General features: G+C 63.8%; 24 protein-coding genes. 16 read left to right on the forward strand and 8 right to left on the reverse strand.

All coding sequences use genetic code 11. The features are described 5' to 3' along the window. The 3 genes from AC629_RS24535 to cynS all read left to right on the forward strand — a co-directional run. On the forward strand, positions 1–360 hold a 360-nt coding region (locus AC629_RS24535), incomplete at its 5' end, for an endonuclease domain-containing protein (protein WP_143199408.1). 98 nt (positions 361–458) lie between these two features. Further along, on the forward strand, positions 459–1,733 hold the full coding sequence (locus AC629_RS24540; RefSeq protein WP_245331988.1) for a tetratricopeptide repeat protein: 1,275 nt from the start codon (positions 459–461) through the stop codon (positions 1,731–1,733). Positions 1,734–1,926: 193 nt separating this feature from the next. Beyond that, on the forward strand, positions 1,927–2,415 hold the full coding sequence (cynS, locus tag AC629_RS24545) for a cyanase (RefSeq protein WP_084807520.1): 489 nt from the start codon (positions 1,927–1,929) through the stop codon (positions 2,413–2,415). A 116-nt stretch (positions 2,416–2,531) separates the two neighbouring features. Here the strand turns inward: cynS and AC629_RS24550 are convergent, their stop codons facing one another. Continuing rightward, positions 2,532–2,855: a DUF1476 domain-containing protein gene (locus AC629_RS24550; RefSeq protein WP_084807521.1), complete on the reverse strand. Its 324-nt coding sequence runs from the start codon at positions 2,853–2,855 to the stop codon at positions 2,532–2,534. A gap of 309 nt (positions 2,856–3,164) precedes the next feature. Between AC629_RS24550 and purC the strand changes: the two genes are divergently transcribed. Genes purC through AC629_RS24570 form a run of 4 tightly spaced genes read left to right on the forward strand, consistent with a single transcriptional unit; the run spans position 3,165 to position 5,858 of the window. Beyond that, complete coding sequence (gene purC / locus AC629_RS24555) at positions 3,165–3,932, forward strand: phosphoribosylaminoimidazolesuccinocarboxamide synthase (RefSeq protein WP_208866972.1); 768 nt, start codon at positions 3,165–3,167, stop codon at positions 3,930–3,932. A 14-nt stretch (positions 3,933–3,946) separates the two neighbouring features. Further along, positions 3,947–4,186 (forward strand): phosphoribosylformylglycinamidine synthase subunit PurS, encoded by a 240-nt coding sequence (gene purS, locus AC629_RS24560; protein WP_084807522.1) that lies wholly within the window; start codon positions 3,947–3,949, stop codon positions 4,184–4,186. Then, complete coding sequence (purQ, locus tag AC629_RS24565) at positions 4,186–4,887, forward strand: phosphoribosylformylglycinamidine synthase subunit PurQ (protein ID WP_084807523.1); 702 nt, start codon at positions 4,186–4,188, stop codon at positions 4,885–4,887. Before purS ends, purQ begins: the two co-directional genes overlap by 1 nt. Beyond that, on the forward strand, positions 4,884–5,858 hold the full coding sequence (locus AC629_RS24570) for a tripartite tricarboxylate transporter substrate binding protein BugD (protein ID WP_084807524.1): 975 nt from the start codon (positions 4,884–4,886) through the stop codon (positions 5,856–5,858). The genes purQ and AC629_RS24570 overlap by 4 nt, the downstream gene beginning before the upstream one ends. A gap of 9 nt (positions 5,859–5,867) precedes the next feature. On the opposite strand, the gene AC629_RS24575 is transcribed toward AC629_RS24570, so the two are convergent. Then, positions 5,868–6,833, reverse strand: coding sequence for a DMT family transporter (locus AC629_RS24575; RefSeq protein ID WP_084807525.1), 966 nt, complete (start codon positions 6,831–6,833; stop codon positions 5,868–5,870). Positions 6,834–6,908: 75 nt separating this feature from the next. Beyond that, on the reverse strand, positions 6,909–7,388 hold the full coding sequence (locus AC629_RS24580; protein ID WP_084807526.1) for a PaaI family thioesterase: 480 nt from the start codon (positions 7,386–7,388) through the stop codon (positions 6,909–6,911). Positions 7,389–7,570: 182 nt separating this feature from the next. Between AC629_RS24580 and purL the strand changes: the two genes are divergently transcribed. Further along, positions 7,571–9,781, forward strand: coding sequence for a phosphoribosylformylglycinamidine synthase subunit PurL (purL, locus tag AC629_RS24585; RefSeq protein ID WP_084807527.1), 2,211 nt, complete (start codon positions 7,571–7,573; stop codon positions 9,779–9,781). A gap of 105 nt (positions 9,782–9,886) precedes the next feature. Here purL and AC629_RS24590 read toward each other — a convergent pair whose 3' ends face one another. Continuing rightward, on the reverse strand, positions 9,887–11,065 hold the full coding sequence (locus AC629_RS24590) for an acyltransferase family protein (RefSeq protein ID WP_210419104.1): 1,179 nt from the start codon (positions 11,063–11,065) through the stop codon (positions 9,887–9,889). A 188-nt stretch (positions 11,066–11,253) separates the two neighbouring features. Here AC629_RS24590 and AC629_RS24595 point away from each other — a divergent pair, with 188 nt between their 5' ends. Beyond that, positions 11,254–11,427, forward strand: a complete 174-nt coding sequence (locus tag AC629_RS24595) for a DUF1328 domain-containing protein (RefSeq protein WP_084807529.1) — start codon at positions 11,254–11,256, stop codon at positions 11,425–11,427. Between the two features lie 153 nt (positions 11,428–11,580). On the opposite strand, the gene AC629_RS24600 is transcribed toward AC629_RS24595, so the two are convergent. Continuing rightward, positions 11,581–11,940: a DUF427 domain-containing protein gene (locus AC629_RS24600; RefSeq protein ID WP_084807530.1), complete on the reverse strand. Its 360-nt coding sequence runs from the start codon at positions 11,938–11,940 to the stop codon at positions 11,581–11,583. Between the two features lie 195 nt (positions 11,941–12,135). Here AC629_RS24600 and AC629_RS24605 point away from each other — a divergent pair, with 195 nt between their 5' ends. Genes AC629_RS24605 through AC629_RS24615 form a run of 3 tightly spaced genes read left to right on the forward strand, consistent with a single transcriptional unit; the run spans position 12,136 to position 14,268 of the window. Continuing rightward, complete coding sequence (locus AC629_RS24605; RefSeq protein WP_074117880.1) at positions 12,136–12,372, forward strand: BolA/IbaG family iron-sulfur metabolism protein; 237 nt, start codon at positions 12,136–12,138, stop codon at positions 12,370–12,372. Positions 12,373–12,398: 26 nt separating this feature from the next. Beyond that, entirely contained in the window at positions 12,399–13,592 is a 1,194-nt protein-coding gene (locus AC629_RS24610) for a low temperature requirement protein A (protein ID WP_084807531.1), read from the forward strand. 58 nt (positions 13,593–13,650) lie between these two features. Further along, the gene (locus tag AC629_RS24615; protein WP_084807532.1) at positions 13,651–14,268 is read left to right on the forward strand and encodes a hypothetical protein; all 618 of its coding nucleotides are present in this window, start codon (positions 13,651–13,653) and stop codon (positions 14,266–14,268) included. Positions 14,269–14,278: 10 nt separating this feature from the next. On the opposite strand, the gene egtD is transcribed toward AC629_RS24615, so the two are convergent. Further along, positions 14,279–15,250: an L-histidine N(alpha)-methyltransferase gene (egtD, locus tag AC629_RS24620; RefSeq protein ID WP_084807533.1), complete on the reverse strand. Its 972-nt coding sequence runs from the start codon at positions 15,248–15,250 to the stop codon at positions 14,279–14,281. A 122-nt stretch (positions 15,251–15,372) separates the two neighbouring features. Further along, positions 15,373–16,671, reverse strand: a complete 1,299-nt coding sequence (egtB, locus tag AC629_RS24625; protein ID WP_084807534.1) for an ergothioneine biosynthesis protein EgtB — start codon at positions 16,669–16,671, stop codon at positions 15,373–15,375. Between the two features lie 239 nt (positions 16,672–16,910). Here egtB and grxD point away from each other — a divergent pair, with 239 nt between their 5' ends. From grxD to AC629_RS24645, 4 genes are read left to right on the forward strand one after another with little or no spacing between them, the layout of a single operon-like run. Further along, positions 16,911–17,237, forward strand: a complete 327-nt coding sequence (gene grxD / locus AC629_RS24630; RefSeq protein ID WP_084807535.1) for a Grx4 family monothiol glutaredoxin — start codon at positions 16,911–16,913, stop codon at positions 17,235–17,237. Positions 17,238–17,240: 3 nt separating this feature from the next. After that, a complete protein-coding gene (locus AC629_RS24635) occupies positions 17,241–17,795 on the forward strand; it encodes an O-acetyl-ADP-ribose deacetylase (RefSeq protein ID WP_084807536.1) in 555 nt (184 codons plus the stop codon). 43 nt (positions 17,796–17,838) lie between these two features. Continuing rightward, positions 17,839–19,125, forward strand: coding sequence for a serine hydrolase domain-containing protein (locus AC629_RS24640; protein ID WP_084807537.1), 1,287 nt, complete (start codon positions 17,839–17,841; stop codon positions 19,123–19,125). Position 19,126: 1 nt separating this feature from the next. Continuing rightward, positions 19,127–20,389, forward strand: a complete 1,263-nt coding sequence (locus AC629_RS24645; protein ID WP_084807538.1) for a serine hydrolase domain-containing protein — start codon at positions 19,127–19,129, stop codon at positions 20,387–20,389. Here the strand turns inward: AC629_RS24645 and AC629_RS24650 are convergent, their stop codons facing one another. Continuing rightward, entirely contained in the window at positions 20,390–21,457 is a 1,068-nt protein-coding gene (locus tag AC629_RS24650) for a threonine aldolase family protein (RefSeq protein WP_084807539.1), read from the reverse strand. Between the last annotated feature and the right edge of the window lie 63 nt (positions 21,458–21,520).

Raw genomic sequence — 21,520 nt, forward strand, 5'->3', positions numbered from 1 at the left:
GGAGTGCCCGACAGCGGCTCGACGGTGCGCGGCCTCGCCCGCCTGCTTCGCCGCAACCCGACCGACGCCGAACGCCTGCTCTGGCAGGCCCTGACGCGCGACCGCCGCTTCGCCGGCCAGTTCAAGCGCCAGACCCCGGTCGGCCGGCACATCCCGGACTTCGTCTCGTTCCCGCACCGGATTGCGATCGAGCTGGTGAACCCGGGCGAGGGCGAGACGATCGCCGCCGACCGCGCGTCGCGGCGGACCTGGCTGGAGGCGCGCGATTATCGCGTGATGGAGATCAGGGCGGCGGACGTGGAGCGCGACCTCGAAGCGGAGCTGGTGCGACTGCAGAGGATGATCGCAGAAACGGCATAACCTTGGGCGCGCGGCGGTTTGCGGGCGCCGCAACCGAGGGCTGTGCGGGAGTGCAATCGGTTGCTATGACAGTCCCCGTGAATTGAGTTGGGGACTGCATGTTTGGAATGACAGGCCGCGCGCTCGTTGGTGCAGTAGCAGGCGTGAGTGCTTTGGCGCTGACGACCTTGATCGACATATCGGCCGCGCGCGCGGAATTGCCCTTGGCTACAAAGTGCAACACGGTCGGCAATTTCAACCTCGATGATCGCATTGCGGGCTGCACCGCTATCATTCAGGCGGCGACGGCCATGCAGCAAAGTGTGATCATGGCGCACTTCCGTCGCGCCATGTTTTACCGCCAAAAAGGTGAGATCGGCCTTGCGATCGCTGATTACGACCAGATCATCGAGCACGATCCAGGCAATTTGAACGTCCGTCTTCAGAGAGCTTTTGCGCACGTTGCGAGGCGAGATACCGATGCTGCGCTTGCGGACTACGACAAGGTCGTCGAGCTTGATCCCACGGCGGTATATGCCCATCTGGGGCGTGCCCGAATCTACCAAACCAAAGGAGATATTGACCGCGCCATCGCTGATTATGATCAAGGCCTTCGGATCCATCCGGACAATGTCATAGCGCATGTCGACCGAGGCCTCGCTTACAACGTCAAAGGCGAGCCGGATCGCGGCATAGCTGACTGCAATCGAGCGATCGAGATCAGCCCGCAGGATGGAGCTGGCCAATTTTGTCGCGGTCAGATCTACCTCGCCAAGGGTGACAACAAACTTGCTCTGGCCGAATTTGATCGAGCGATCGGCCTTAATCCCAAGTACATAAACGCTCTTTTCCAGCGAGCCATCACATACGTGATCGAAGGAAATTTCGATCGTGCGGTCGAGGACTACGATAGGATTTTGCAGATCAATCCCCGGGATGCGCGCGCCTACTTTCATCCTGCTAGGGTTCATTGGCAGAGTGCTTCATTCGCCAAATCGTTGACCGACCTGGATCAAGCGATCCAGCTCAGTCCAAAAAGCGCTTATCCAGTGTTGTGGCGCGAAATTGTTGCAAAGCGCAGTGATCAACCGAGCCAGCTTAGCGAGGCTGCAAGGCAGCTGGACGCTACGAAATGGCCTGCGCCGATTGTAAACCTCTTTCTTGGCACGATGACGCTGGAGCAAGTGCTCGACGCGGCCGACGACCGCGATCCGAGGAAGAAGAACGAGCGGGTCTGCGAGGCTAATTTCTATATTGCAGAGCGCGCACTGCAACGCGGTTCCAAGGAAGAGGCGTTGAAGCCGTTCGGCCAGGCTGCAGCCGATTGCCCGAAGACCTTTATCGAGAAGCAGGCCGCCGACTTCGAGCTTAGCTCGCTGCGAGCGAGCCGCTGACCTCGATCAAGGCGATCAAGCGATTCACGGAGACTTTGCCGCGCGAGGCGAGGGCGCGGGTGCGAGGCCCTGACCTCATCCATTGGCACGTTTCGTGCCTCCCAAAGCGGCACGCAACGGCGTTGCTTCTATCTCGCTTCCCCGGAGGGAACAGACCGGCGCGACACAATGCGTAGCCAAGGGAGACCCTGACATGAAACGCGAAGACCTCACCGAAAAACTGCTCGACATCAAGCGCGAGAAAGGCTGGAGCTGGAAATACATCTGCGACAAGGTCGGCGGCTATTCGGAGGTGCTGATCGTCGGCGCGATCCTCGGCCAGATGAAGCTGACGAAGCCGCAGGCCGCCAACGCCGGCGAGCTGTTCGGCCTGTCGAAGGCAGAGACCGCGATGCTCAACGAGGTACCGATGCGCGGCACCGGCACGCCGATGCCGCCGACCGATCCCCTGATCTACCGCTTTTATGAGATGGTGATGGTGAACGGTCCGGCCTGGAAGGCGCTGATCGAGGAGGAGTTCGGCGACGGCATCATGTCGGCGATCGACTTTGACATGGCGCTGGAACGCGTCGCCAATCCGAAAGGCGACCGCGTCAAGATCACCATGAGCGGCAAATTCCTGCCGTACAAATACTACGGCGCGAGCGGCAACGTGCCGGAGTACGGGTTCAAAGAGGGGTGATCCCTCGTGTCATTCCGGGGCGGTCCGCAGGACCGACCCCGGAATCTCGAGATTCTCAGGTGCGCAACGGCGCACCAGAGTTCGCGTTATCGCGCGCCCCGGAATGACGCTTCGCGTCACTTCCCAGCCTTCACCTCGGCCGCCGCCACCGCGATCAGCTCGCTCATCTTGGTGCGAATTGCCTGCTCGGTGAGGGCGACGTTTTTGGCGGCGAAATCGGCCATGACCTTGCGCAGGACGTCACCGTCGCCGGCTTCCTCGAAATCGGCCGCAACCACTTCCTTGGCGTAGGCCGTGGCGGCCTCGCCGGTGATTCCGAGCTTTTCGGCAGCCCAGAGCCCAAGCAGCCGGTTGCGGCGGGCTTCCGCCTTGAATTTCTGCTCCTCGTCGAGGGCGAACTTCTTCTCGAAACCTTCCTCGCGCTTGTTGAACTCGCTCATGCCTCTTCCAATTCCCTGGTGACTGGACCCGGCGGGCCCTCGTTGCGGGGGCCCCGGCGCATGCCTAGATAGAGGGCACGAATCGGCAAAACAACGAGCCGTTAAGTCGCAGGCAAGACGGTATAAGTTGGCGCCGGACGGCTGGATCGATTGTGCTGGGACAGCCAATCGGATAGGTTGCCTGAAGGCTTGGTTCCCGTTCTGTTTCCGCGGGTTCCGGGCCGTTCACGGCAGCTCCGCTGTGGGTCGTAGTCCTAGTAACCGGAGCACACCAAACACATGGATTTCAACAAAACACGGTACATCCCCATGAGCCGTCGGCGTCGCATTTATGAAGGCAAGGCAAAGGTTCTTTACGAAGGTCCGGAGCCCGGTACCCTGATCCAGCACTTCAAGGATGACGCCACCGCGTTCAATGCGAAAAAGCATCAGGTGATCGAGGGCAAGGGTGTCCTCAACAACCGGATCTCGGAGTACCTGTTTCAGCACCTCAACGACATCGGGGTGCCGACCCATTTCATCCGCCGCCTCAACATGCGCGAGCAGTTGATTCGTGAGGTCGAGATCGTGCCGCTCGAGGTGGTGGTGCGGAACGTTGCCGCCGGCTCGCTGTCACAGCGCCTGGGCATCGAGGAGGGCACGCAGCTGCCCCGTTCAATCATCGAATTCTACTACAAGAACGACCAGCTCAACGACCCCATGGTGTCGGAAGAGCACATCACTGCCTTCGGCTGGGCGACGCCGCAGGAGATCGACGACATCATGGCGCTCGCCATCCGTGTCAACGACTTCCTCACTGGTCTCTTCCTCGGCATCGGCATCCGGCTCGTCGACTTCAAGATGGAGTGCGGCCGTCTGTTCGAGAACGAGATGATGCGTATCATCGTCGCCGACGAGATCTCGCCGGACTCTTGCCGCCTGTGGGACATCAAGTCGAACGAGAAGCTCGACAAGGACCGTTTCCGCAGGGATCTCGGTGGGCTGCTGGAGGCCTATACCGAAGTCGCAAAACGTCTCGGCATCCTCATGGAGAACGAGCGGCCGGTGGGCTCGGGCCCGGTGCTGGTGAAGAGCTAAGAGGGATTATCGACGTGAAGGCACGTGTCACCGTTACCCTGAAGACGGGTATCCTCGATCCGCAGGGCAAGGCCATCGAAGGCGCGCTGAAGTCGCTCGGCGTCGACGGCGTCGCCAGCGTCCGCCAGGGCAAGGTGTTCGACATCGAGCTCGCCGGCGCGGACAAGGCCAAGGCCGAAGTGGTGCTGAAGGAAGCCGCCGACAAGCTCCTCGCGAACACCGTGATCGAGAACTACCGGGTCGAGCTGCTCTGATGAAAGCCGCCATCCTCGTCTTCCCCGGAATCAATCGCGATCGCGACATGGCTCGTGCGCTGAAGCTCATCTCGGGCCACGAGCCCGCGATGGTCTGGCGCGCCGAAACGTCGCTGCCTGTTGGCACCGACCTCGTGGTGGTGCCGGGCGGCTTCTCCTACGGCGACTATCTTCGCTGCGGAGCGATTGCGGCGCGGGCGCCGGTGATGGATGCGGTGCGTGACTATGCGGCGAAGGGCGGCCTCGTGCTCGGCGTCTGCAACGGTTTCCAGATCCTCTGCGAGTCCGGCCTCTTGCCGGGCGTCTTGATGCGCAATGCGGGGCTGAAATTCATCTGCCACGACGTGCATCTGCGCGTCGAGCGCTCCGACACGCCGTTCACCCGCGGTTACAATGCCGGGCAGGTGATCCGTGTGCCGGTCGCCCATGGCGAGGGCAATTACGAGGCGGATGAAGAGACTATCAAGCGGCTCGAAGGCGAGGGGCGCGTGCTCTACCGCTACTGCTCCGCCGACGGCGTGGTCGACGAGGCCTCCAACATCAACGGCGCCGCCCAGTCCATCGCCGGCATCGTCAACGACAGGGGCAACGTGCTCGGCATGATGCCGCATCCCGAAAACCACGTCGAAGACATCATGGGCTGCACCGACGGCCGCGGCCTGTTCGCCGGCCTCGTCCAGCATCTGGAAAAGGCCGCGTGATTTCATTCGTGGTGAAGCGGTCTCTGGTCGCGGTCGCGGCGCTTTCGCTGGCGACTGCCGCGTTCGCGCAGGATTTCCCCAAGCGTCCGATCACCATGATCGTGCCGTTCGCGGCCGGCGGCACCTCGGACGTGATCGCGCGCACGGTCGCCGAGCAAATGGGTATCGCGCTCGGCCAGACCATCGTGATCGAGAACGTCGCCGGCGCCGGTGGCTCGACCGCGCTGGCGCGTGCTTCCCGCGCCGAGCCGGACGGCTACACCATCGCGATCGGCAATGCCGGCACCAACGCCGCGACCTACACGATCTATCCGAAGCTCCCGTTCACGCCTGAGTCCTTCGCACCGATCGCCATGGTGGCCAAGACGTTCGGCATCATCGCGCTCCGCAAGGATTTTCCGGCGAACGACCTCAAGGAGTTCATCGCCTACGCCAAGGCCAATCCCGGCAAGATCAATCTCGGCCACGCCGGCGTCGGATCGTCGAATTACCTGATCTGCAAGAGCTTCGTCACGGCCGGCGGGATCGACGCGACGCTGGTCGGCTATCGCGGCGCGGCGCCCGCGCTGACCGACGCGGTCGGCAGCCAGATCGACGGTGTCTGCGATGCGGCGGCCTCGGTCTCGCAGTCGATCAACGAAAAGCTGGTGAAGGGGCTCGTTGTCGGCTCGACCGTGCGGCTCGCTACGCTGCCGGAGCTGCCGACATCAGCTGAAGCGGGCCTCCCCGAATTCGAGGCGCAGGGCTGGAACGGCCTGTTCGCGCCCAAGGGCACGCCGCCTGCCGTCATCGCCAAGTTGAACGCCGCCGCGCGCACGGCGGTGGAGACCGATGCGGTGAAGAAGCGCTTTGCCGATCTGTCGACCGTTGCGCCCGATCCCGACGAGCACACGCCCGAGGTGCTTCAGAAGCTCGTGATGCGCGACGTCGAGAAGTACAGGAAGATGCTGGCGGACGACGCCAAGCAATAACATTCTGCACTAGCGCAGCTTCAGCCGTTCGGCCGGCACCGTCATGGCGGCGACGCCAGCCATGATCAGCAGCAGGCCCAGCGCCAGGTTCGACGGCACGCTCTCGCCGAGCAGCAGCACAGAAAGCCCCACGCCGATCGGGATGCGCAAATAGCCTTGCGCGTTCGTCGTCAGTGTGCCGAGCCGGCCCAGGCACATGTAGAACAGCAACAGCCCAAGCGCGCTGGAGACGATCCCCATGACAATGGTGGCGACGATCGCCGTCGATGTCGGGTGCAACGTCCAGGGCTGGTCGATGATCAGCGAAGGCGGCAGCAGCACGAGGCCGCCGAACAGCAGCGAGCCGGTCGCCACCACCATCGGGTCGTACTCGGACAGCCGCAGGCCGAAGATCGTCGCGCAGGCGAACGAGATAGTCGCGAGCAGGATCGCGACCTCTGCAATAATCTCGCTGCCGAAGCCGCGCAGCGCATCGAGGCCGACGATGGCGATTGTGCCTGCAAGCCCCAGGATCGCGCCCACAAGCTTCAAGAGCGTCGCGGGCTCGTGCCGCGTGATCAGCGAGGTGATCAGGAAGGCGAAGATCGGCGTCGTCGAGGCCAGCACCACCGTGTTCGACGCGGGCACATATTGCTGCGACCAGGTGATGATCAGGAACGGGACCGTCGAGTTGATCAGCTGCTGGACCGCGAACAGCTTCCAGGCCCTCAGATCTGTCGGCAGGCTGATGCCGCGCATCCACAGGATCGCGAACAGGAAGGCGGCGGCGATCAGCGAGCGTGCCGAGATGAAGGTGATCGGCGGGATCGTGTCCAGTGCGAGCTTGGCCAGCGGATAGGTCGAGCTCCAGCAACAGGCGAGCGCGAACAATAGCGCGTAGTCGCGCCAGTTGCGCGCGCCGGCGGCGGTGATGGACGGCAACGGCGATGATGCGGAGGCCGCGGTGCGGCCCGTCGGCGATGTGCTCTGCGGCACCTTGTACTTGCTCCCCGGCGCGAAAGCGCTCGGCGCAAGTCTGGGCGAGGGGGCGCGAAAAGGGAAGGTGTCGAGCTATGCGTTTGGCTGCAGTGCCGGCTTCCGCTTCACCCGCTTGATCGTCCCGGAGAAGGTGAATAGCGGCCGCCCGCCGGACGTCAGCTTGCCCCGCAGGAAGATCAGTGAGCCCCCGGCGCGGGACACTTCGCCCACACATTCGATCAGCTCGCCCTCGCGTGCCGCGTCGAGGAAATCGCAGGCGAAATTGGTGGTCACCGCCGGCCCATCCAGCTCGTGGGTGGCGATCGCAAACAGGCAATAGTCGGCGAAGGCCATGAAGCAGCCGCCATGGACGTTGCCGCCGCCATTGAGGTGCTTTTTCTCGACCCGGAAGGCCGCGCGCACGCTGCCGTCGTCCTCGATCTTGTGCCAGAACGGGCCGATATGGGTCTCAAAACTGTCGCGAATCCAGGTTCGCCAGCCCTTGAACTCACCTTCGGTGGCCATGTGCAGGTCGGGCCGGCGGGTGGAGGGGACTTTGGTCAATTCGTGCAAGGAAATGGGCCTTCAATTACGGGTCTTTTGCCCTTAAATCCGATCCGTCAGCGCCTTGCAATTCCCGTTCCCGCCGACCCCGTCTGCAAAACGTGGGACAGCGGGAAAATGCGTCATAAAGGGCTTTTCCAAGCCCCTCGATGTTCCTAAGAACGGCCAACCCCGCCGAAAGCCCCGAATCCATGAAGAACGAACCCAAGATCACCCCCGAACTGGTTGCCGCCCACGGGCTCAAGCCCGACGAGTACGAGCGGATCCTGAAGCTGATCGGGCGGGAGCCGACCTTCACCGAACTCGGCATCTTCTCGGCGATGTGGAACGAGCACTGCTCGTACAAGTCGTCGCGCATTCATTTGCGCGGCCTGCCGACCAAGGCCCCCTGGGTGATCCAGGGCCCCGGCGAGAATGCCGGCGTGATCGACATCGGCGACGGCCAGGCGGTTGTGTTCAAGATGGAGAGCCACAACCACCCGAGCTACATCGAGCCCTATCAGGGTGCGACCACCGGCGTCGGCGGCATCCTGCGTGACGTCTTCACCATGGGGGCGCGCCCGATCGCGTGTCTCAATGCGCTCAGCTTCGGTGCGCCCGAACATGCCAGGACGCGGCATCTCGTCTCCGGCGTCGTGGCCGGCGTCGGCGGCTACGGCAATTCGTTCGGCGTGCCGACGGTCGGCGGCCAGGTGCGCTTCCACACCCGCTATGACGGCAACATCCTCGTCAACGCGATGGCCGTCGGTCTCGCCGACGCGGACAAGATTTTCTACGCGGCGGCGTCCGGCGTGAACATGCCGATCGTCTATCTCGGCTCCAAGACGGGCCGCGACGGCATCCACGGCGCCTCGATGGCCTCGGCCGAGTTCGACGACAAGTCCGAGGAGAAGCGCCCGACCGTGCAGGTCGGCGATCCCTTCGCCGAGAAGCTGCTGCTGGAGGCTTGCCTCGAGATCATGGAGAAGGGCTGCGTCATCGCGATCCAGGACATGGGCGCGGCGGGCCTGACCTGCTCGGCGGTCGAAATGGGCGCCAAGGGCGACCTCGGCGTCGATCTCGATCTCGACGCGGTGCCGACCCGAGAGGCCGGCATGAGTGCCTACGAGATGATGCTCTCGGAGAGCCAGGAGCGCATGCTCATGGTGCTCAAGCCCGAGAAGGAGAAGGAAGCCGAGGCGATCTTCACGAAGTGGGGGCTCGATTTCGCCATTGTCGGCTACACCACGCCGAGCAAGCGCTTCGTGGTCAAGCATGGCGGCGACGTCATGGCCGATCTGCCGATCAAGGAGCTCGGTGACGAGGCGCCGGTCTATGACCGTCCGCATGTCGCCTCCGCAGCGCTGCCGATCGTGCATGCCCGCGACGTGCAGGCGCCGGTGGGCGTCGGTGCGGCACTCGAGAAGCTGATCGGCACGCCTGATATGTGCAGCAAGCGTTGGGTCTGGGAGCAGTACGACCACGTCATTCTCGGCAACACCTTGCAGCGGCCCGGCGGCGATGCCGCCGTGGTGCGCGTGCAGGATGGGCCGAAGGGGCTGGCGCTGACCGTCGACGTCACGCCACGCTATTGCGAGGCCGATCCGTTCGAGGGCGGCAAGCAGGCGGTGGCGGAAGCCTGGCGCAACATCACCGCGGTCGGCGGCAAGCCGCTCGCGATCACCGACAATCTCAATTTCGGCAATCCGGAGCGGCCCGAGATCATGGGCCAGTTCGTCGGCTGCCTGAAGGGCATCTCGGAAGCCTGCCGCACGCTCGACTTCCCGGTCGTGTCCGGCAACGTCTCGCTCTACAACGAGACCAACGGCCGCGCGATCCTGCCGACGCCCTCGATCGGCGGCGTCGGCCTGCTCGACGATTTCACCAAGTCCGCGTCGCTGGCCTTCAAGGCGGAAGGCGAGGCGATCCTGCTGGTCGGCGAAACCCATGGCTGGCTCGGCCAGTCCATGTACCTGCGCGACATCTGCGGTCGCGAGGAAGGCGCGCCGCCGCCGGTCGATCTCGCCGCCGAGAAGCGTAATGGTGACTGCGTGCGCGGCATGATCCATGCGGGCACGGCAACCGCCGTGCACGACCTCTCCGACGGTGGCCTCCTGATCGCGCTCGCCGAAATGGCGATGGCGAGCGGCATCGGCGCGAAGCTGCTCGCGGCGCCGGCCGCGCTCGTGCCGCACGCCTATTGGTTCGGCGAGGACCAGGCACGCTATCTCGTCACCGTGCCGGAAGCGGACGCCGGCCGCGTGCTCGCCAAGATGCGCGGCTGCGAGGTGCCCTGCGTGCGGATCGGCACCACCGGCGGCGACGCGATCGCGATCGCGGGTGAAGCGCCCGTTGCGATCGACACGCTGCGGAGATCGTTCGAGAGCTGGCTGCCGGAATATATGGGCGGGAAGGCGGCCTAGGGCGCCGCCGAGTTTTCAGACCGTAGCCCGGATGAGCGAAGCGACATCCGGGTCGTTGTCGACGCGGTCCCGGATATCGCTGCGCTCATCCGGGCTACGGACGCCTCACAACACGTGCGAGGCGCCCGGGATCTTCCGCAGCGCCGCCGTCAGGCCCCAGCTCAGGATCACCGTGAGCACGAAGCCGATCGCCGCCTTCACGATCGCCGGCAGTCCGTAGTCGAACAGCGCGTACTGGATCCACAGCGCGATCGGGTAGTGCACCAGGAACATGCCGTAGGCATCCGCCTGCATGCGGTCGAGCAGGTTCGGCCCCGGCGATTTCGAATGCAGGAAGAAGGCGAGGATCGCGAGCAGGATAGCGGCCGAGAACAGCACGAAGAACGTGCCGTAGATCGCCTGGTACCAGTCCGGCAGCACGCCCGGATTCCCCAGGATTCCTCGCTTGATGTAGATCATGCACCACATCAGGCAATAGGGGATCAGCGTCGCGACCACCCACAGCCACCGGCTCCTCGGCAATCGGCCGGCCGCGCTGAGCACGCCGCGGTCGAAGTTCGCGGCACCGACGCTTACGCCAATGAAGAAATAGGCGAAGTAGAGCAGGATGCGGCTCGCCTGCACCGAGAACGGGCCAAACTCGAACCACCTGTTGGCACCGAAATAGACCAGCGCGGGCACGTAAACGATGGCCGTGACCACGACGAGCAGCAGCCAGAATACGGCCGGCTGCTCAAAACCTCGAACTGACACCCGGTTGACCGGATCGACCAGATGCGCCGACACCCGGTAGAGCACGCTCGCGGTCAGGTCGAACGCGAGCAGCACCCACACGAACCAGATTGGGCCGCTCGGCCACGGGCCCACCGTCACGGTCTTCCACCAGAACGCCGCGAAGGTCAGCTCGGTATTCTGCTGCAGCGCGATCGCGTAATAGGCGAGCGGAATGACGGTGAAGGCCGCGATCGCGAACGGTAGTCCGAGCCGCAACAGGCGATCGCGCAGGAAGACCTGTGGCGCCTTGCGCGCGATGCCCGACCACGTGAAAAGTCCCGACAGGAAGAAGAACATCGCCATGAAGAAGCTGTCGGTGGCGAGCACGACGACGTCGAAGCCGATCCAGGACGCCGGATCGGTGTGACCGAAATGGGTATAAGGGATGACGGCGTGGTGCAGCAGCACTACGAGTGTCAGGAAAGTGCGGGCGCGGTCGATCGACAGATTGCGCGCCTTGCTCTTCGGTGCGGCGTGCACCTCTGCGCCGATTGTCGCGGAATGTGACATCGTCATCACGGTCGCCCCGATTGCGCTCCTGCCCGGGCCGGACTGTGCCGCCGGGAACCCGATTCAGCAAGCGCAGTTTGTGCCGTGGCCTGGCGGTGTGCAGCGCCAGGAACCAGTTCCGTGCAGCGAAGTTAGCCCCCACGTACAGGTTGAGAGCCGCAAGCTGCGGCCTTAAGTCGGAGTTGCCGATGACGATCCTGAAATGGGCGTTGGTCTTCTTGCTGATCTCGATCGTCACCGGCGTGCTCGGCTTTACCGGCGTCTCGGCCGCCTCGGCCGATATTGCCCGCTTCCTGTTCTATATCTTCGTCGTGATCTTCCTGGTGCTGCTGATACTGGGGCTCACCATATTCAGGGTGTAGCGGGGCTGCGTCGGTTCACGCCGTCGTGGCCGGGCTTGTCCCGGTCCATCCACGCATTTCCGCGCATGACAAAGAACGTGGATGCCTGGGACATAGGCGAGCCAAGCGACGCCCTCCTTCGGACGGCTGTGCCCGGGCATGACGACTCCAAGCCTACCCCACTTCCTCGATCTTCACCTTGTCCGGATAGAAGGCGAGGTGGCCGGAAATCTCCGTCATCGCCGGGAAGGGCGTCTCGTAGGTCCAGATCGCATTGTCCAGCGTCCTGCCGTCGGCCTTGATGCTGTAATAGCTCGCGTCGCCCTTGTACGGGCAATGGGTCGTGCGGTCGGTACGCTCGAGTAGCGCCATATTGGTGTCCTCCCGCGGCACATATTGCACCGCCGGATACTTGGCCTCCTTCAACGCCAGCGCCTTGGTGGTCTCCGCGATTACGACGTCGCCCGCGGTGACGCGGACGCGCCGGGGGTTTTGGGTGATGGTGATGGGGTGGTCGGGCCCTGGAAGCTTCATGACTTCACGCCTTTTCGATCAATCTGCCGCGCGCGGCACTTTGTCGTGCCTTTATCCCGGTGGGATCACGGATATAGTGCCTCAAGGCGTGACGTAGAAGGCCGTTCACGCTAAGTTTGGCCGTGCCGGTCCGGGGACCCGGCAGCGATTCGACGACGAGGCTGATTCTCAGCCGAGACAAGGAGCAAGACCCGAATGCCCATGGACGCCCACGATATCGAGGCGATGATCAAGGCAGCGATCCCCGATGCCGAGGTGACGATCCGTGACCTCGCCGGTGATGGCGACCACTATGCCGCGACCGTGATCGCGGAATCCTTCCGCGGCAAGTCCCGCGTCCAGCAGCACCAGATCGTCTATCAGTCCCTGCGCGGCCAGATGGGCGGCGTGTTGCACGCGCTGGCGCTGCAAACCGGCGTGCCCGGGACCTGATCTGACGGCGCTGCGAGGGGACGACGATGGCTGCGGACAATCCGCGCGGCGCGATGTTTCGTGTCGTCTTGCCGAACCAGCACAGCCGCGTCACCAATGCCGAGCTGTTCTTCGACCTGGTCTTCGTCTTCGCCGTCACGCAAATCTCGCACGCGCTGCTGCACCATTTCACGCCGCTCGGCGCGGTCGAGGTCACGCTGCTGTTTCTGGCGGTGTGGTGGGTGTGGGTCTATACGGCCTGGGTCACCAACTGGCTCAATCCCGAGCTGACGCCGGTCCGCATCCTGCTTTTCCTGATGATGCTGGGCGGCCTCGTGCTGTCGACGACGATCCCGACCGCCTTTGACGGCCGAGGTCTCTGGTTTGCCATTGCCTATGCGACCATGCAGGTCGGACGCACCGCCTTCTGGCTGTTTGCGACCCCGCGCCATCGAACGGCGGTCCGGCACAACGCGATCCGCATCCTGGTCTGGCTCTCCGGCTCCGCGGTCTTCTGGATTCTTGGCGGTCTCGCGCACGGGGAGGAGAGGCTGTGGTTCTGGATCGTGGCGCTGACGATCGAATACATCTCGCCGGCGGTTCGCTTCTGGGTCCCGAAGCTGGGATTCTCGTCGGTCGAGGCCTGGGCCGTCGAAGGCGGCCACATGGCCGAGCGCTGCGCTGGCTTCATCATCATCGCACTCGGTGAAGCCGTCGTCGTCAACGGCGCGACCTTTGCCGAGTTGGATTGGACCACTGACAACATCCTCGCCTTCGTCTCGGCGCTGGTCGGCGCCATCGCGATGTGGTGGGTCTATTTCCACAAGGGCGCCGAGGCCGGCTCCGAGCGCATCTCCAAGTCTGCCGAATCCGGCCGGCTGGCGCGGCTCGCCTACACCTATTTGCACATGCCGATCATCGCCGGCATCATCCTGACGGCGGTGTCGGACGAACTGGTGCTCAAGCATCCAGCCGGCCATTCCGACATCAAGACGATCGTGAGCACGATCGGCGGCCCGCTGGTGTTCCTGGTCGGCACCATCCTGTTCAAGTACTCGATCCGCGGCTTCCTGCAGCTGTCGCACGGCATCGGCATCATCCTGCTGCTGGTGCTAAGCTGGTTTGCATCGGAGCTGTCGCCGCTTTGGCTGTCGGTCGCGACGAGCGCGATCATGATCGTGGTCGCGGTGTGGGAGACGGTGTCGCTGGGGTCGACGCCGCAGGAGGCCGAGGAGCATTGAACCGCGCGCGGCCGGGAAGCGTCTAACGACGAACCGCTCTCTGCCGACATAGGTTTCAGTGAGACTTCAGTTCACGCTTCTGCTGGCATGTTTTGTCACGCTGGCTGGTCCGATTGCCGGTGCCGGAAGCCCAGGCACGATCGACGAGCTTCGGCAGCGTTTTACGGTCGGCGGCGAGTCGGTCCCGCCGAACGTTTTCCGCGACATGGGCGACGGCGATCTCGCCGATTCCGGCAGCATCATCGTCACGATCGATGTCAGGGCCGCGACCGGCAGCAATCTCTATGCCGATCCGATCAAGCGCAACGGTGCCTGGGTCGCGCAGCGCAGGGCCAGTCCGGGCGACAAAGGTCTCACCGAAGAGGAGGCCTATCGCTATATCGGGATGACCGCGAACAAGTTGCTCGTCGTCATCACGAGTTACAGCGGAGGCGGGTCGGGCGTGTTTTATTCGCTGCATCTTCTCACGGCCGAACCGGCGCGCGCCTTCGATGGCGAAGGCAAGCCCTACGAGCGATTGAACCTCACCACCATCCGCAGCGTCGCGCTTGGCGACCGCTGGAACGGCGACGTCAGGATCGACGGCAACGCTGTCGTGGTCACGACGACCGGCGGTATCCCGGCCGGTCAGGCGCGCAAGCCCTCAACCATGACGATCGAGGCCGAGCGCCCCTAGCGGCGCCCCGTCACTCCGCAGCTTCCAGCGCGTGCACCGAGAACATCCTGGCCGCATCCGTCCAGCTCTCGCGCACCTGCCAGCCAGCGCCCTGCGCCAGCGCGGCGAAACGCTCGATGCTGTATTTGTAGCTGTTCTCGGTATGGATGCTCTCGCCCGGCCGGAACGAGAAGCTGGTGCCGAGCAGCCGCACGGTCTGGCTCTTTCTGCTGATCAGGTGCATCTCGATGCGGTGCCGCTCGCGATTGTAGATCGCGCGATGGGTGAAGGCGGAGAGATCGAAATTGCCGCCGAGCTCGCGGTTGATGCGCACGAGCACATTGAGGTTGAAGCGCGCGGTGACGCCGGCCGCATCGTTGTAGGCGTCGTGGAGCACGCGCTCTTCCTTCTCGAGGTCGGCGCCGATGATCATCAGCGCACCCTGGCCCAGAATCTCGCGCGCGCTCTTCAGGAACGCCTGCGCTTCGTGCGGCTCGAAATTGCCGATGGTCGAGCCCGGGAAGAAGCCGACCTTGGGCTGTGATGCTGCCGCCTTCGGCAGCTCGAACGGCGTGGTGAAGTCGGCCGCTACCGGATAGATGCCGAGCGACGGGAAGTCCCGCTTCAGGCCGTTCGCCTGCACCTTCAGGAAGTCGCCGGAGATATCGACGGGCACATAGGTCGCGAACTTGCAATGGTTGAGCAGCAGGCGGACTTTCGTCGTCGCGCCGGCGCCGAACTCCACCAGCGCCGCATGCTCCGGAATAATTTTCGCGATTTCGCTGCCGCGCTCCTTCAGGATCGCAAGCTCGGTGCGCGTCGGATAATATTCCGGCAGGCGCGTGATCGCCTCGAACAATTCCGATCCGGCCGCGTCGTAGAAATATTTCGGCGACAGCTTTTTCGGCTGCTGCGAGAGGTCTTCGATGGCCTCGCGGGCGAAGGTGGTCGTCTGCTCGTCGGGGAGATGGGCTTCGGCCAAAGCGCTGGCGTGCACATTCATGATACTCTCCTGAACGCGCTGTCCGGCGCGCGGTTGTCGTCGGATGAGACCTAAGGCGCGATGAGATTGCGCATTAGGTTATTGTTTGAGGATGATCTTTGGGAAAACCTCCGGATCATGCTCTAGTCGTAGTCGGCGAGCCGCAGTCCCGTGAACTGCCAGCGGTGGTGTGGATAGAAGAAGTTGCGGTACGTGATACGGCTGTGCCCTTCCGGGGTTGCAAGGGAGGAGCCGCGCAGCACGAGTTGGTTGACCATGAACTTGCCGTTGTACTCGCCGAGTGCGCCTTCGACGGCCCGATAGCCGGGGTAGGGGGAGTACGAGCTGCGGGTCCATTGCCAGACGATGCCGAAGGCATCATTGAGCGCGCCTGTGCGCGCCGCGACCTCCCACTCCATCTCGGTCGGCAAATGTTTTCCGGCCCAGCGGGCGAAGGCGTCGGCTTCGTAATAGCTGATGTGGCAGACCGGCGCGTCTGGATTGACCGGCTTGAGGCCGGCCAGCGTCATCACGTGCCACTGGCCGTCGATCTCGCGCCAATGGCCCGGGGCTTCCCAGCCCTCATTGTTCACGGTGGCAAAGCCGTCCATCAGCCACAGGGTTGCGGTCCGGTAGCCGCCGTCACGCATGAAGGCGAGCCACTCGCCATTGGTGATGAGATTGCGCGCGACCTTGACGGGGCCGACCAGGGCGCGATGGGCGGGCTTCTCGTTGTCGAAATGGAAGCTGTCCTCGACATGGCCGACGGTGTGGATGCCCTCGTTCAGCATCAGCCAGTCCCCACTGGTGCGTGTCGCGGCCGGGAAGCGCCAGTCCGGATCGTAGGCAGGCGGGATCGGGTTCTGCGCGAAGGCGTGCAGGATGTCGGTGAACATCAATTCCTGATGCTGCTGCTCGTGATTGAGTCCGACCTCGATCAGCGGCGCGATCTCGCAAAGCTTGTCCTCGCCGGCCTCGCGGAAGAACTTTACGACCGCAGCATCGACATGGCTGCGGTAGGCGCCGACCTGATCGGCGCTCGGGCGGGTGATGTCGCCGCGGCGATGCCGGGCATGACGCGGGCCGGCGCTGACGTAATAAGAGTTGAACAGGAATGCGAAATCGGGGTGGAAGGGCCGGTAATCCGAAGAATGCTCGCCGAGCAGGAATTGCTCCCAGAACCAGGTGGTGTGAGCCCGGTGCCACTTCGTGGGGCTCGCATCGGGCATGGACTGGATCTGCTGGTCCTCGGGCGACAACGGCGCGGCGCGGCGCTCGGTCTCGTTACGGACGGCGAGATACGCGTCTTCCAGCCTCCGGGCGAGGCCGCCCAAATCGGCCGACCGTGACGAAAGCGGGGAGGTGGCCGTAGCGGAGGCTTGTTTCGTCACGTTTTTCTCCAGACAAGACGAGAGAACGTTGTTGGCGCCACCCGGTTCCAAAACCGGGGTTCGTCCTAAATGGGGCCTACGTAACGGGATAAAAGTCCTCTCCTGCGTTAATATTAGTGTCATCAGCCCATCGGCCCGGAGCCCCCAGGCCGGCTGCCCCGGCACAGTTCGCCGCCATTTTACTTTGGATGCACAACGGTTTGGGCTACATATATAGGCAAGTATCGGGTTAGATCGGCTGAGCCGACCCGAAGCGATTGGTGAGGGCTCCGCCCCAGAAGGACACGGATATGAGCATCGAGGAATTCATCGACAACGAAGTGAAGTCGAACGACGTGGTTCTGTTCATGAAGGGTACGCCGCAATTTCCGCAGTGCGGTTTCTCCGGCCAGGTCGTGCAGATCCTCGACCACCTCGGCGTCGGCTATAAGGGCCTCAACGTCCTCGAATCCGCCGAACTGCGCGACGGCATCAAGACCTTCTCCAACTGGCCGACCATCCCGCAGCTCTATGTGAAGGGCGAGTTTGTCGGCGGCTGCGACATCGTCCGCGAGATGTTCCAGGCCGGCGAATTGCAGCAGCTCTTCTCCGAGAAGGGCGTCGTCGTCGCGGCCTGATACATGACCCAGCTGACGCGCCGCATCGGCGGCGCCGAACTCGAGGTCATTGTTGCTGACATCACCACACTGAGCGTTGACGCTATCGTCAACGCGGCCAACACGTTGCTCCTTGGCGGGGGCGGCGTGGATGGTGCTATCCACCGGGCAGCCGGGCCCGAGCTCGTCGCCGAATGTCGGACGCTCGGGGGATGCCCGACCGGCGATGCCAAGATCACCAAAGGCTACCGTCTGCCCGCGCGCCATGTGATCCACGCGGTCGGCCCGGTCTGGCACGGCGGCGGCCGCGGTGAGGCGGAGGCGCTGCGCTCCTGCTATCGCCGCGCTCTTGAGCTCTGCCGGGCTAATCAGCTGAACTCGCTGGCGTTCTCCGCGATCTCGACCGGCGTGTATCACTTTCCCGCCGACCAGGCCGCGAAGATTGCGGTCCATGCGACGATAGAGGCCCTACCGGCTGCGCCCTCGGTCACCCGGATCATATTTTGTTGTTTCTCGGAGCGAAGCGCCGGTCTCCACGCAGACATTTTGGCGGGGTACGGCAGCCCTTGTGCCCGTTGACGCCGCCAGTACACTCCGCCGGACCATGTTCCGGGGAGGGGATATGATTGCACGTTCTGGACTGTGCGTGTTGCTTTGCGGCGCGCTGATGTCGCTTGGCGCGATGTCGTTCGCACGAGCGGAAGGGACCTACGAGATCCCAGCCGGCGCGCATTTCAATCAGGCGAAGCTCGCCAAGGTCAGCGAGTTCTTCAAGAACGAGGTCGCGACCGGCAAGATCGCCGGCGCAACCGTGCTGATCAAGCAGCACGGCAAGTCGGTCTATCACGAAGCTTTCGGCGTGCAGGACGTGGTCAGCAAGGCGCCGATCACCGACAAGACGATCTTCCGCCTGTTCTCGATGACCAAGGCGATCACCGCTGTCGTCGCGATGCAACTGGTTGAAGACGGCAAGATCAAGCTCGACGATCCCGTCTCCAAATACATTCCGTCCTTCGCCAATGTGAAGGTCGGCGTCGAGAAGAAGGCCGAGGACGGCACCAAGTCGCTCGAGCTCGTGCCACTGAGCCGGCCAATCACGGTGCACGACCTGATGACGCACACCTCGGGCATCACCTATGGCTTCTATGGCGACAGCCTGGTCCGCAAGGCCTATCGCGACGCCAACATCTATGCCGGCGATTTCGACCTCGCCGAGTTCGCCGAGCGCATCGCCAAGCTCCCGCTGCACAACCAGCCTGGCGCGCTCTGGCAATATGGCCACTCCACCGACATCCTGGCGCGCGTCATGGAGATCGCGGCCGGCAAGCCGCTGCTCGATATCGAGCGGGAGAAGCTGCTCGGTCCGCTCGGCATGGTCGACACCGGCTTCTTCGTCACGGATCCCGAGAAGCAGAAGCTCCTGGCGCAACCGGTGCCGAACGACAGCGATTTCCGGGTCGGCCGGATCAACGATCCGACCGTCGTCAAGAAATGGCAGTCGGCCAGCGGCGGCATGGTCTCGACCATGGCGGACTATGAGCGCTTTGCGCAGATGCTGCTCAACGGTGGCAGCTTCGAGGGCAAGACCATCCTCAAGCCCGAGACCTTCAAGCTGACAGTGACCGATCAGATCGGTCCGGGCTCCGGCGTCAATCGCGACTATTACTACTTCCCCGGCGACGGTTTCGGTTTCGGGCTCGGCCTCGCAGTCCGCACCGATCCCGGTAACGCCAAGCCGCCGCCGCCCGGCGATCTCGGCGAATTGAAGTGGGACGGCGCCTCCGGCTGCTATTTCGTGATCGACCCCAAGCAGGATATGTTCTTCGTCCTGCTGGAGCAGACCCCGACCGAGCGCCAGCGCGTGCAGCGGACACTGAAGCAGTTGGTCTATGAAGCCATGGAGAAGTGATATGTGCGGGCGCCGCGCATTCATCGCGGCGCTCGTCCTTCTGGCCGGTGCATTCGGTGCGAAGGCAAGTCCTGAGGGGCGCCCCGCGCACAATCTCTCGCCTGAAGGCCTGGCAAAAGTCTCCGACTACATCAGGAACGAGGTCGCATCCGGCAAGTTTCCGGGCGCGATCCTGCTGCTCCAGCAGCACGGCAAGCCGGTTTATTACGAGAATTTCGGCGTCCGCGATGTAGCGACCGAGATATCGATGAGTGCGGACACGATCTTCCGCCTCTATTCGATGTCGAAGCCGATCACGTCAGTCATGGCGATGATGCTGGTCGAGGAGGGCAAGCTCGCGCTCGACGATCCCGTCTCGAAATACATTCCGGCCTTCGCCGACATGAAGGTCGGCGTCGAGAAGAAGTCTGAGGATGGCAAGATCGCGCTGGGGCTCGAGCCGGTCAATCGTCCGGTTACAATCAAGGATCTGCTGCGGCACACCTCCGGGGTGCCTTACGGCTATCATGGCGGAGGCGCGGTGCGCGAGCTCTATGCCGACGCCAACCTTTTCAACAGCGAACTGAGCAATGCCGAGTTCGTCGCGAAGATCGCGACACTGCCGCTGGCCGAGCAGCCCGGCACAGTCTGGGACTACGGTTTTTCCACCGACGTACTCGGCCGCATCGTGGAGGTGATCTCCGGAAAGACATTGCTGCAGTTCGAGAAGGAGCGGCTGCTCGATCCGCTCGGCATGAACGAGACGGCGTTCTTCGTCGCCGATCCCGCCAAATTCCCGCGCATTGCCGAACCGATGCCGGAGGACCGCAACATCAATCCGACGACGCGGCTCCGCAATATCAGGGGGCCGCTGAAATGGGAATCGGGCGGCGGCGGCATGGTCGGCACGATCGGCGACTACGCCCGTTTTGCGCAGATGCTGCTCAATGGCGGGACCTATGAAGGCCGACGCTATCTCAAGCCCGAAACCATTGCGCTGATGGCTTCGGATCATATCGGACCCGAGACCAGAGTAGCGCGCGACCAGAACTATTATCCGGGCGGGAGTTCCGGCTTCGGCCTCGGCTTCGCCGTGCGCACTTCGGTGCCGCCGGGCACCTCGTGGCCGCTTGGCGAATATCGCTGGGACGGCGTTGGCGGCACGTTCTTCTTCATCGATCCCGAAGACGATCTGTTCGGGATCTTCATGGTGCAGACCCCGTCGCAACGCGGCCGGATTCAACTGGCGCTGAAGACGCTGATCTATCAGGCGATGGGGCGGTAGCTACGCCCCGCGCACGATCTCGCGGACGTGGCCGATCGTCTCCTCGATCTGGCTCGCGTTGACGTCGAGATGGGTGCAGGCGCGGATGCGACCGTCCATCATCGCGAGCGTGACGCCGCGCTGGCGTAGCGCCGCGACCATCTTGTCGCCGGCGATGCCGGCGCCGTCGGGCTTGAAGAACACAAGGTTGGTCTCGGGCTCCTGCACCTCGATGCCTGATATCTGCGACAGTCCGCGGGCGAGCGCACGTGCATTGGCGTGGTCGTCGGCGAGGCGCTCGACGTGGTGGTCGAGCGCGTAGATGCAGGCGGCGGCACAGACGCCGGCCTGCCGCATCGAGCCGCCGAGGCGCTGCTTCCACTGCCACACCGCGTCGATGAAGGCGCGCGAGCCCGCCAGCACGCCGCCGATCGGCGCGCCCAGGCCCTTGGAGAAGTCGATCCAGGCCGAATCCCACCCCGCCGTCATCTCGCGCGGGGAGATGCCGCTCGCCACGGTGGCGTTGAGCAGGCGCGCGCCGTCCATGTGGGTGATGAGGCCGTGCTGCTTCGCGATCGCGACGATCTCGTCGAGCGCTTTCTTCTTCCAGATCGTGCCGCCGCCGATATTGGCGGTCTGCTCGACGCTGACGACGGTCTGCGGCGGCTGGTAGCGCGTGCGCGGATGCAGCGCCTTGCGAAACGTCTCCGGCGTGAACTGGCCGTCGGCGCCCTTGAGCTGCGTCACCTGGAAGCCGCCGATCGCGGCATGCGCGCCGCCTTCGCGGGCGATGATGTGCGCGGTCTCGTGCGCGAGGATCTCGTCGCCGGGGCGGCAATGCACCAGCGTCGCGGTGACGTTGCACATCGTGCCTGAGGGCATGTAGACCGCAGCTTCCTTGCCCAGCAGCTCAGCCACGCGTTCGCAGAGCGCGTTGACGGTCGGATCGTCGCCGACCTGCTCGTCGCCGACCTCTGCCCGCGCCATCGCCTCGCGCATCGCAGCCGTCGGCTTGGTCTGCGTGTCCGAAAGCAGATTGATGCGCACCGGCGGCGCCTTGGGATCGACAGGGGGAGGGGTGTAGAGCATGGGACGCCTCCTGAAGGCAAACGGCCACTGAAGTGTGGCTCTTAGCAAAAAGGCCCCGGCGAA

Source organism: Bradyrhizobium sp. NAS80.1, assembly GCF_001908205.1.
Classification (GTDB): domain Bacteria; phylum Pseudomonadota; class Alphaproteobacteria; order Rhizobiales; family Xanthobacteraceae; genus Bradyrhizobium.

Coding starts and splice junctions, on each gene's coding strand:
- AC629_RS24540 (WP_245331988.1), top strand. CDS start 459: ATGTTTGGAATGACAGGCCGCGCGCTCGTTGGTGCAGTAGCAGGCGTG.
- cynS (WP_084807520.1), top strand. CDS start 1,927: ATGAAACGCGAAGACCTCACCGAAAAACTGCTCGACATCAAGCGCGAG.
- AC629_RS24550 (WP_084807521.1), bottom strand. CDS start 2,855: ATGAGCGAGTTCAACAAGCGCGAGGAAGGTTTCGAGAAGAAGTTCGCC.
- purC (WP_208866972.1), top strand. CDS start 3,165: ATGAGCCGTCGGCGTCGCATTTATGAAGGCAAGGCAAAGGTTCTTTAC.
- purQ (WP_084807523.1), top strand. CDS start 4,186: ATGAAAGCCGCCATCCTCGTCTTCCCCGGAATCAATCGCGATCGCGAC.
- purL (WP_084807527.1), top strand. CDS start 7,571: ATGAAGAACGAACCCAAGATCACCCCCGAACTGGTTGCCGCCCACGGG.
- AC629_RS24590 (WP_210419104.1), bottom strand. CDS start 11,065: ATGTCACATTCCGCGACAATCGGCGCAGAGGTGCACGCCGCACCGAAG.
- AC629_RS24595 (WP_084807529.1), top strand. CDS start 11,254: ATGACGATCCTGAAATGGGCGTTGGTCTTCTTGCTGATCTCGATCGTC.
- AC629_RS24600 (WP_084807530.1), bottom strand. CDS start 11,940: ATGAAGCTTCCAGGGCCCGACCACCCCATCACCATCACCCAAAACCCC.
- AC629_RS24605 (WP_074117880.1), top strand. CDS start 12,136: ATGCCCATGGACGCCCACGATATCGAGGCGATGATCAAGGCAGCGATC.
- AC629_RS24610 (WP_084807531.1), top strand. CDS start 12,399: ATGGCTGCGGACAATCCGCGCGGCGCGATGTTTCGTGTCGTCTTGCCG.
- egtD (WP_084807533.1), bottom strand. CDS start 15,250: ATGAATGTGCACGCCAGCGCTTTGGCCGAAGCCCATCTCCCCGACGAG.
- grxD (WP_084807535.1), top strand. CDS start 16,911: ATGAGCATCGAGGAATTCATCGACAACGAAGTGAAGTCGAACGACGTG.
- AC629_RS24635 (WP_084807536.1), top strand. CDS start 17,241: ATGACCCAGCTGACGCGCCGCATCGGCGGCGCCGAACTCGAGGTCATT.
- AC629_RS24640 (WP_084807537.1), top strand. CDS start 17,839: ATGATTGCACGTTCTGGACTGTGCGTGTTGCTTTGCGGCGCGCTGATG.
- AC629_RS24645 (WP_084807538.1), top strand. CDS start 19,127: ATGTGCGGGCGCCGCGCATTCATCGCGGCGCTCGTCCTTCTGGCCGGT.
- AC629_RS24650 (WP_084807539.1), bottom strand. CDS start 21,457: ATGCTCTACACCCCTCCCCCTGTCGATCCCAAGGCGCCGCCGGTGCGC.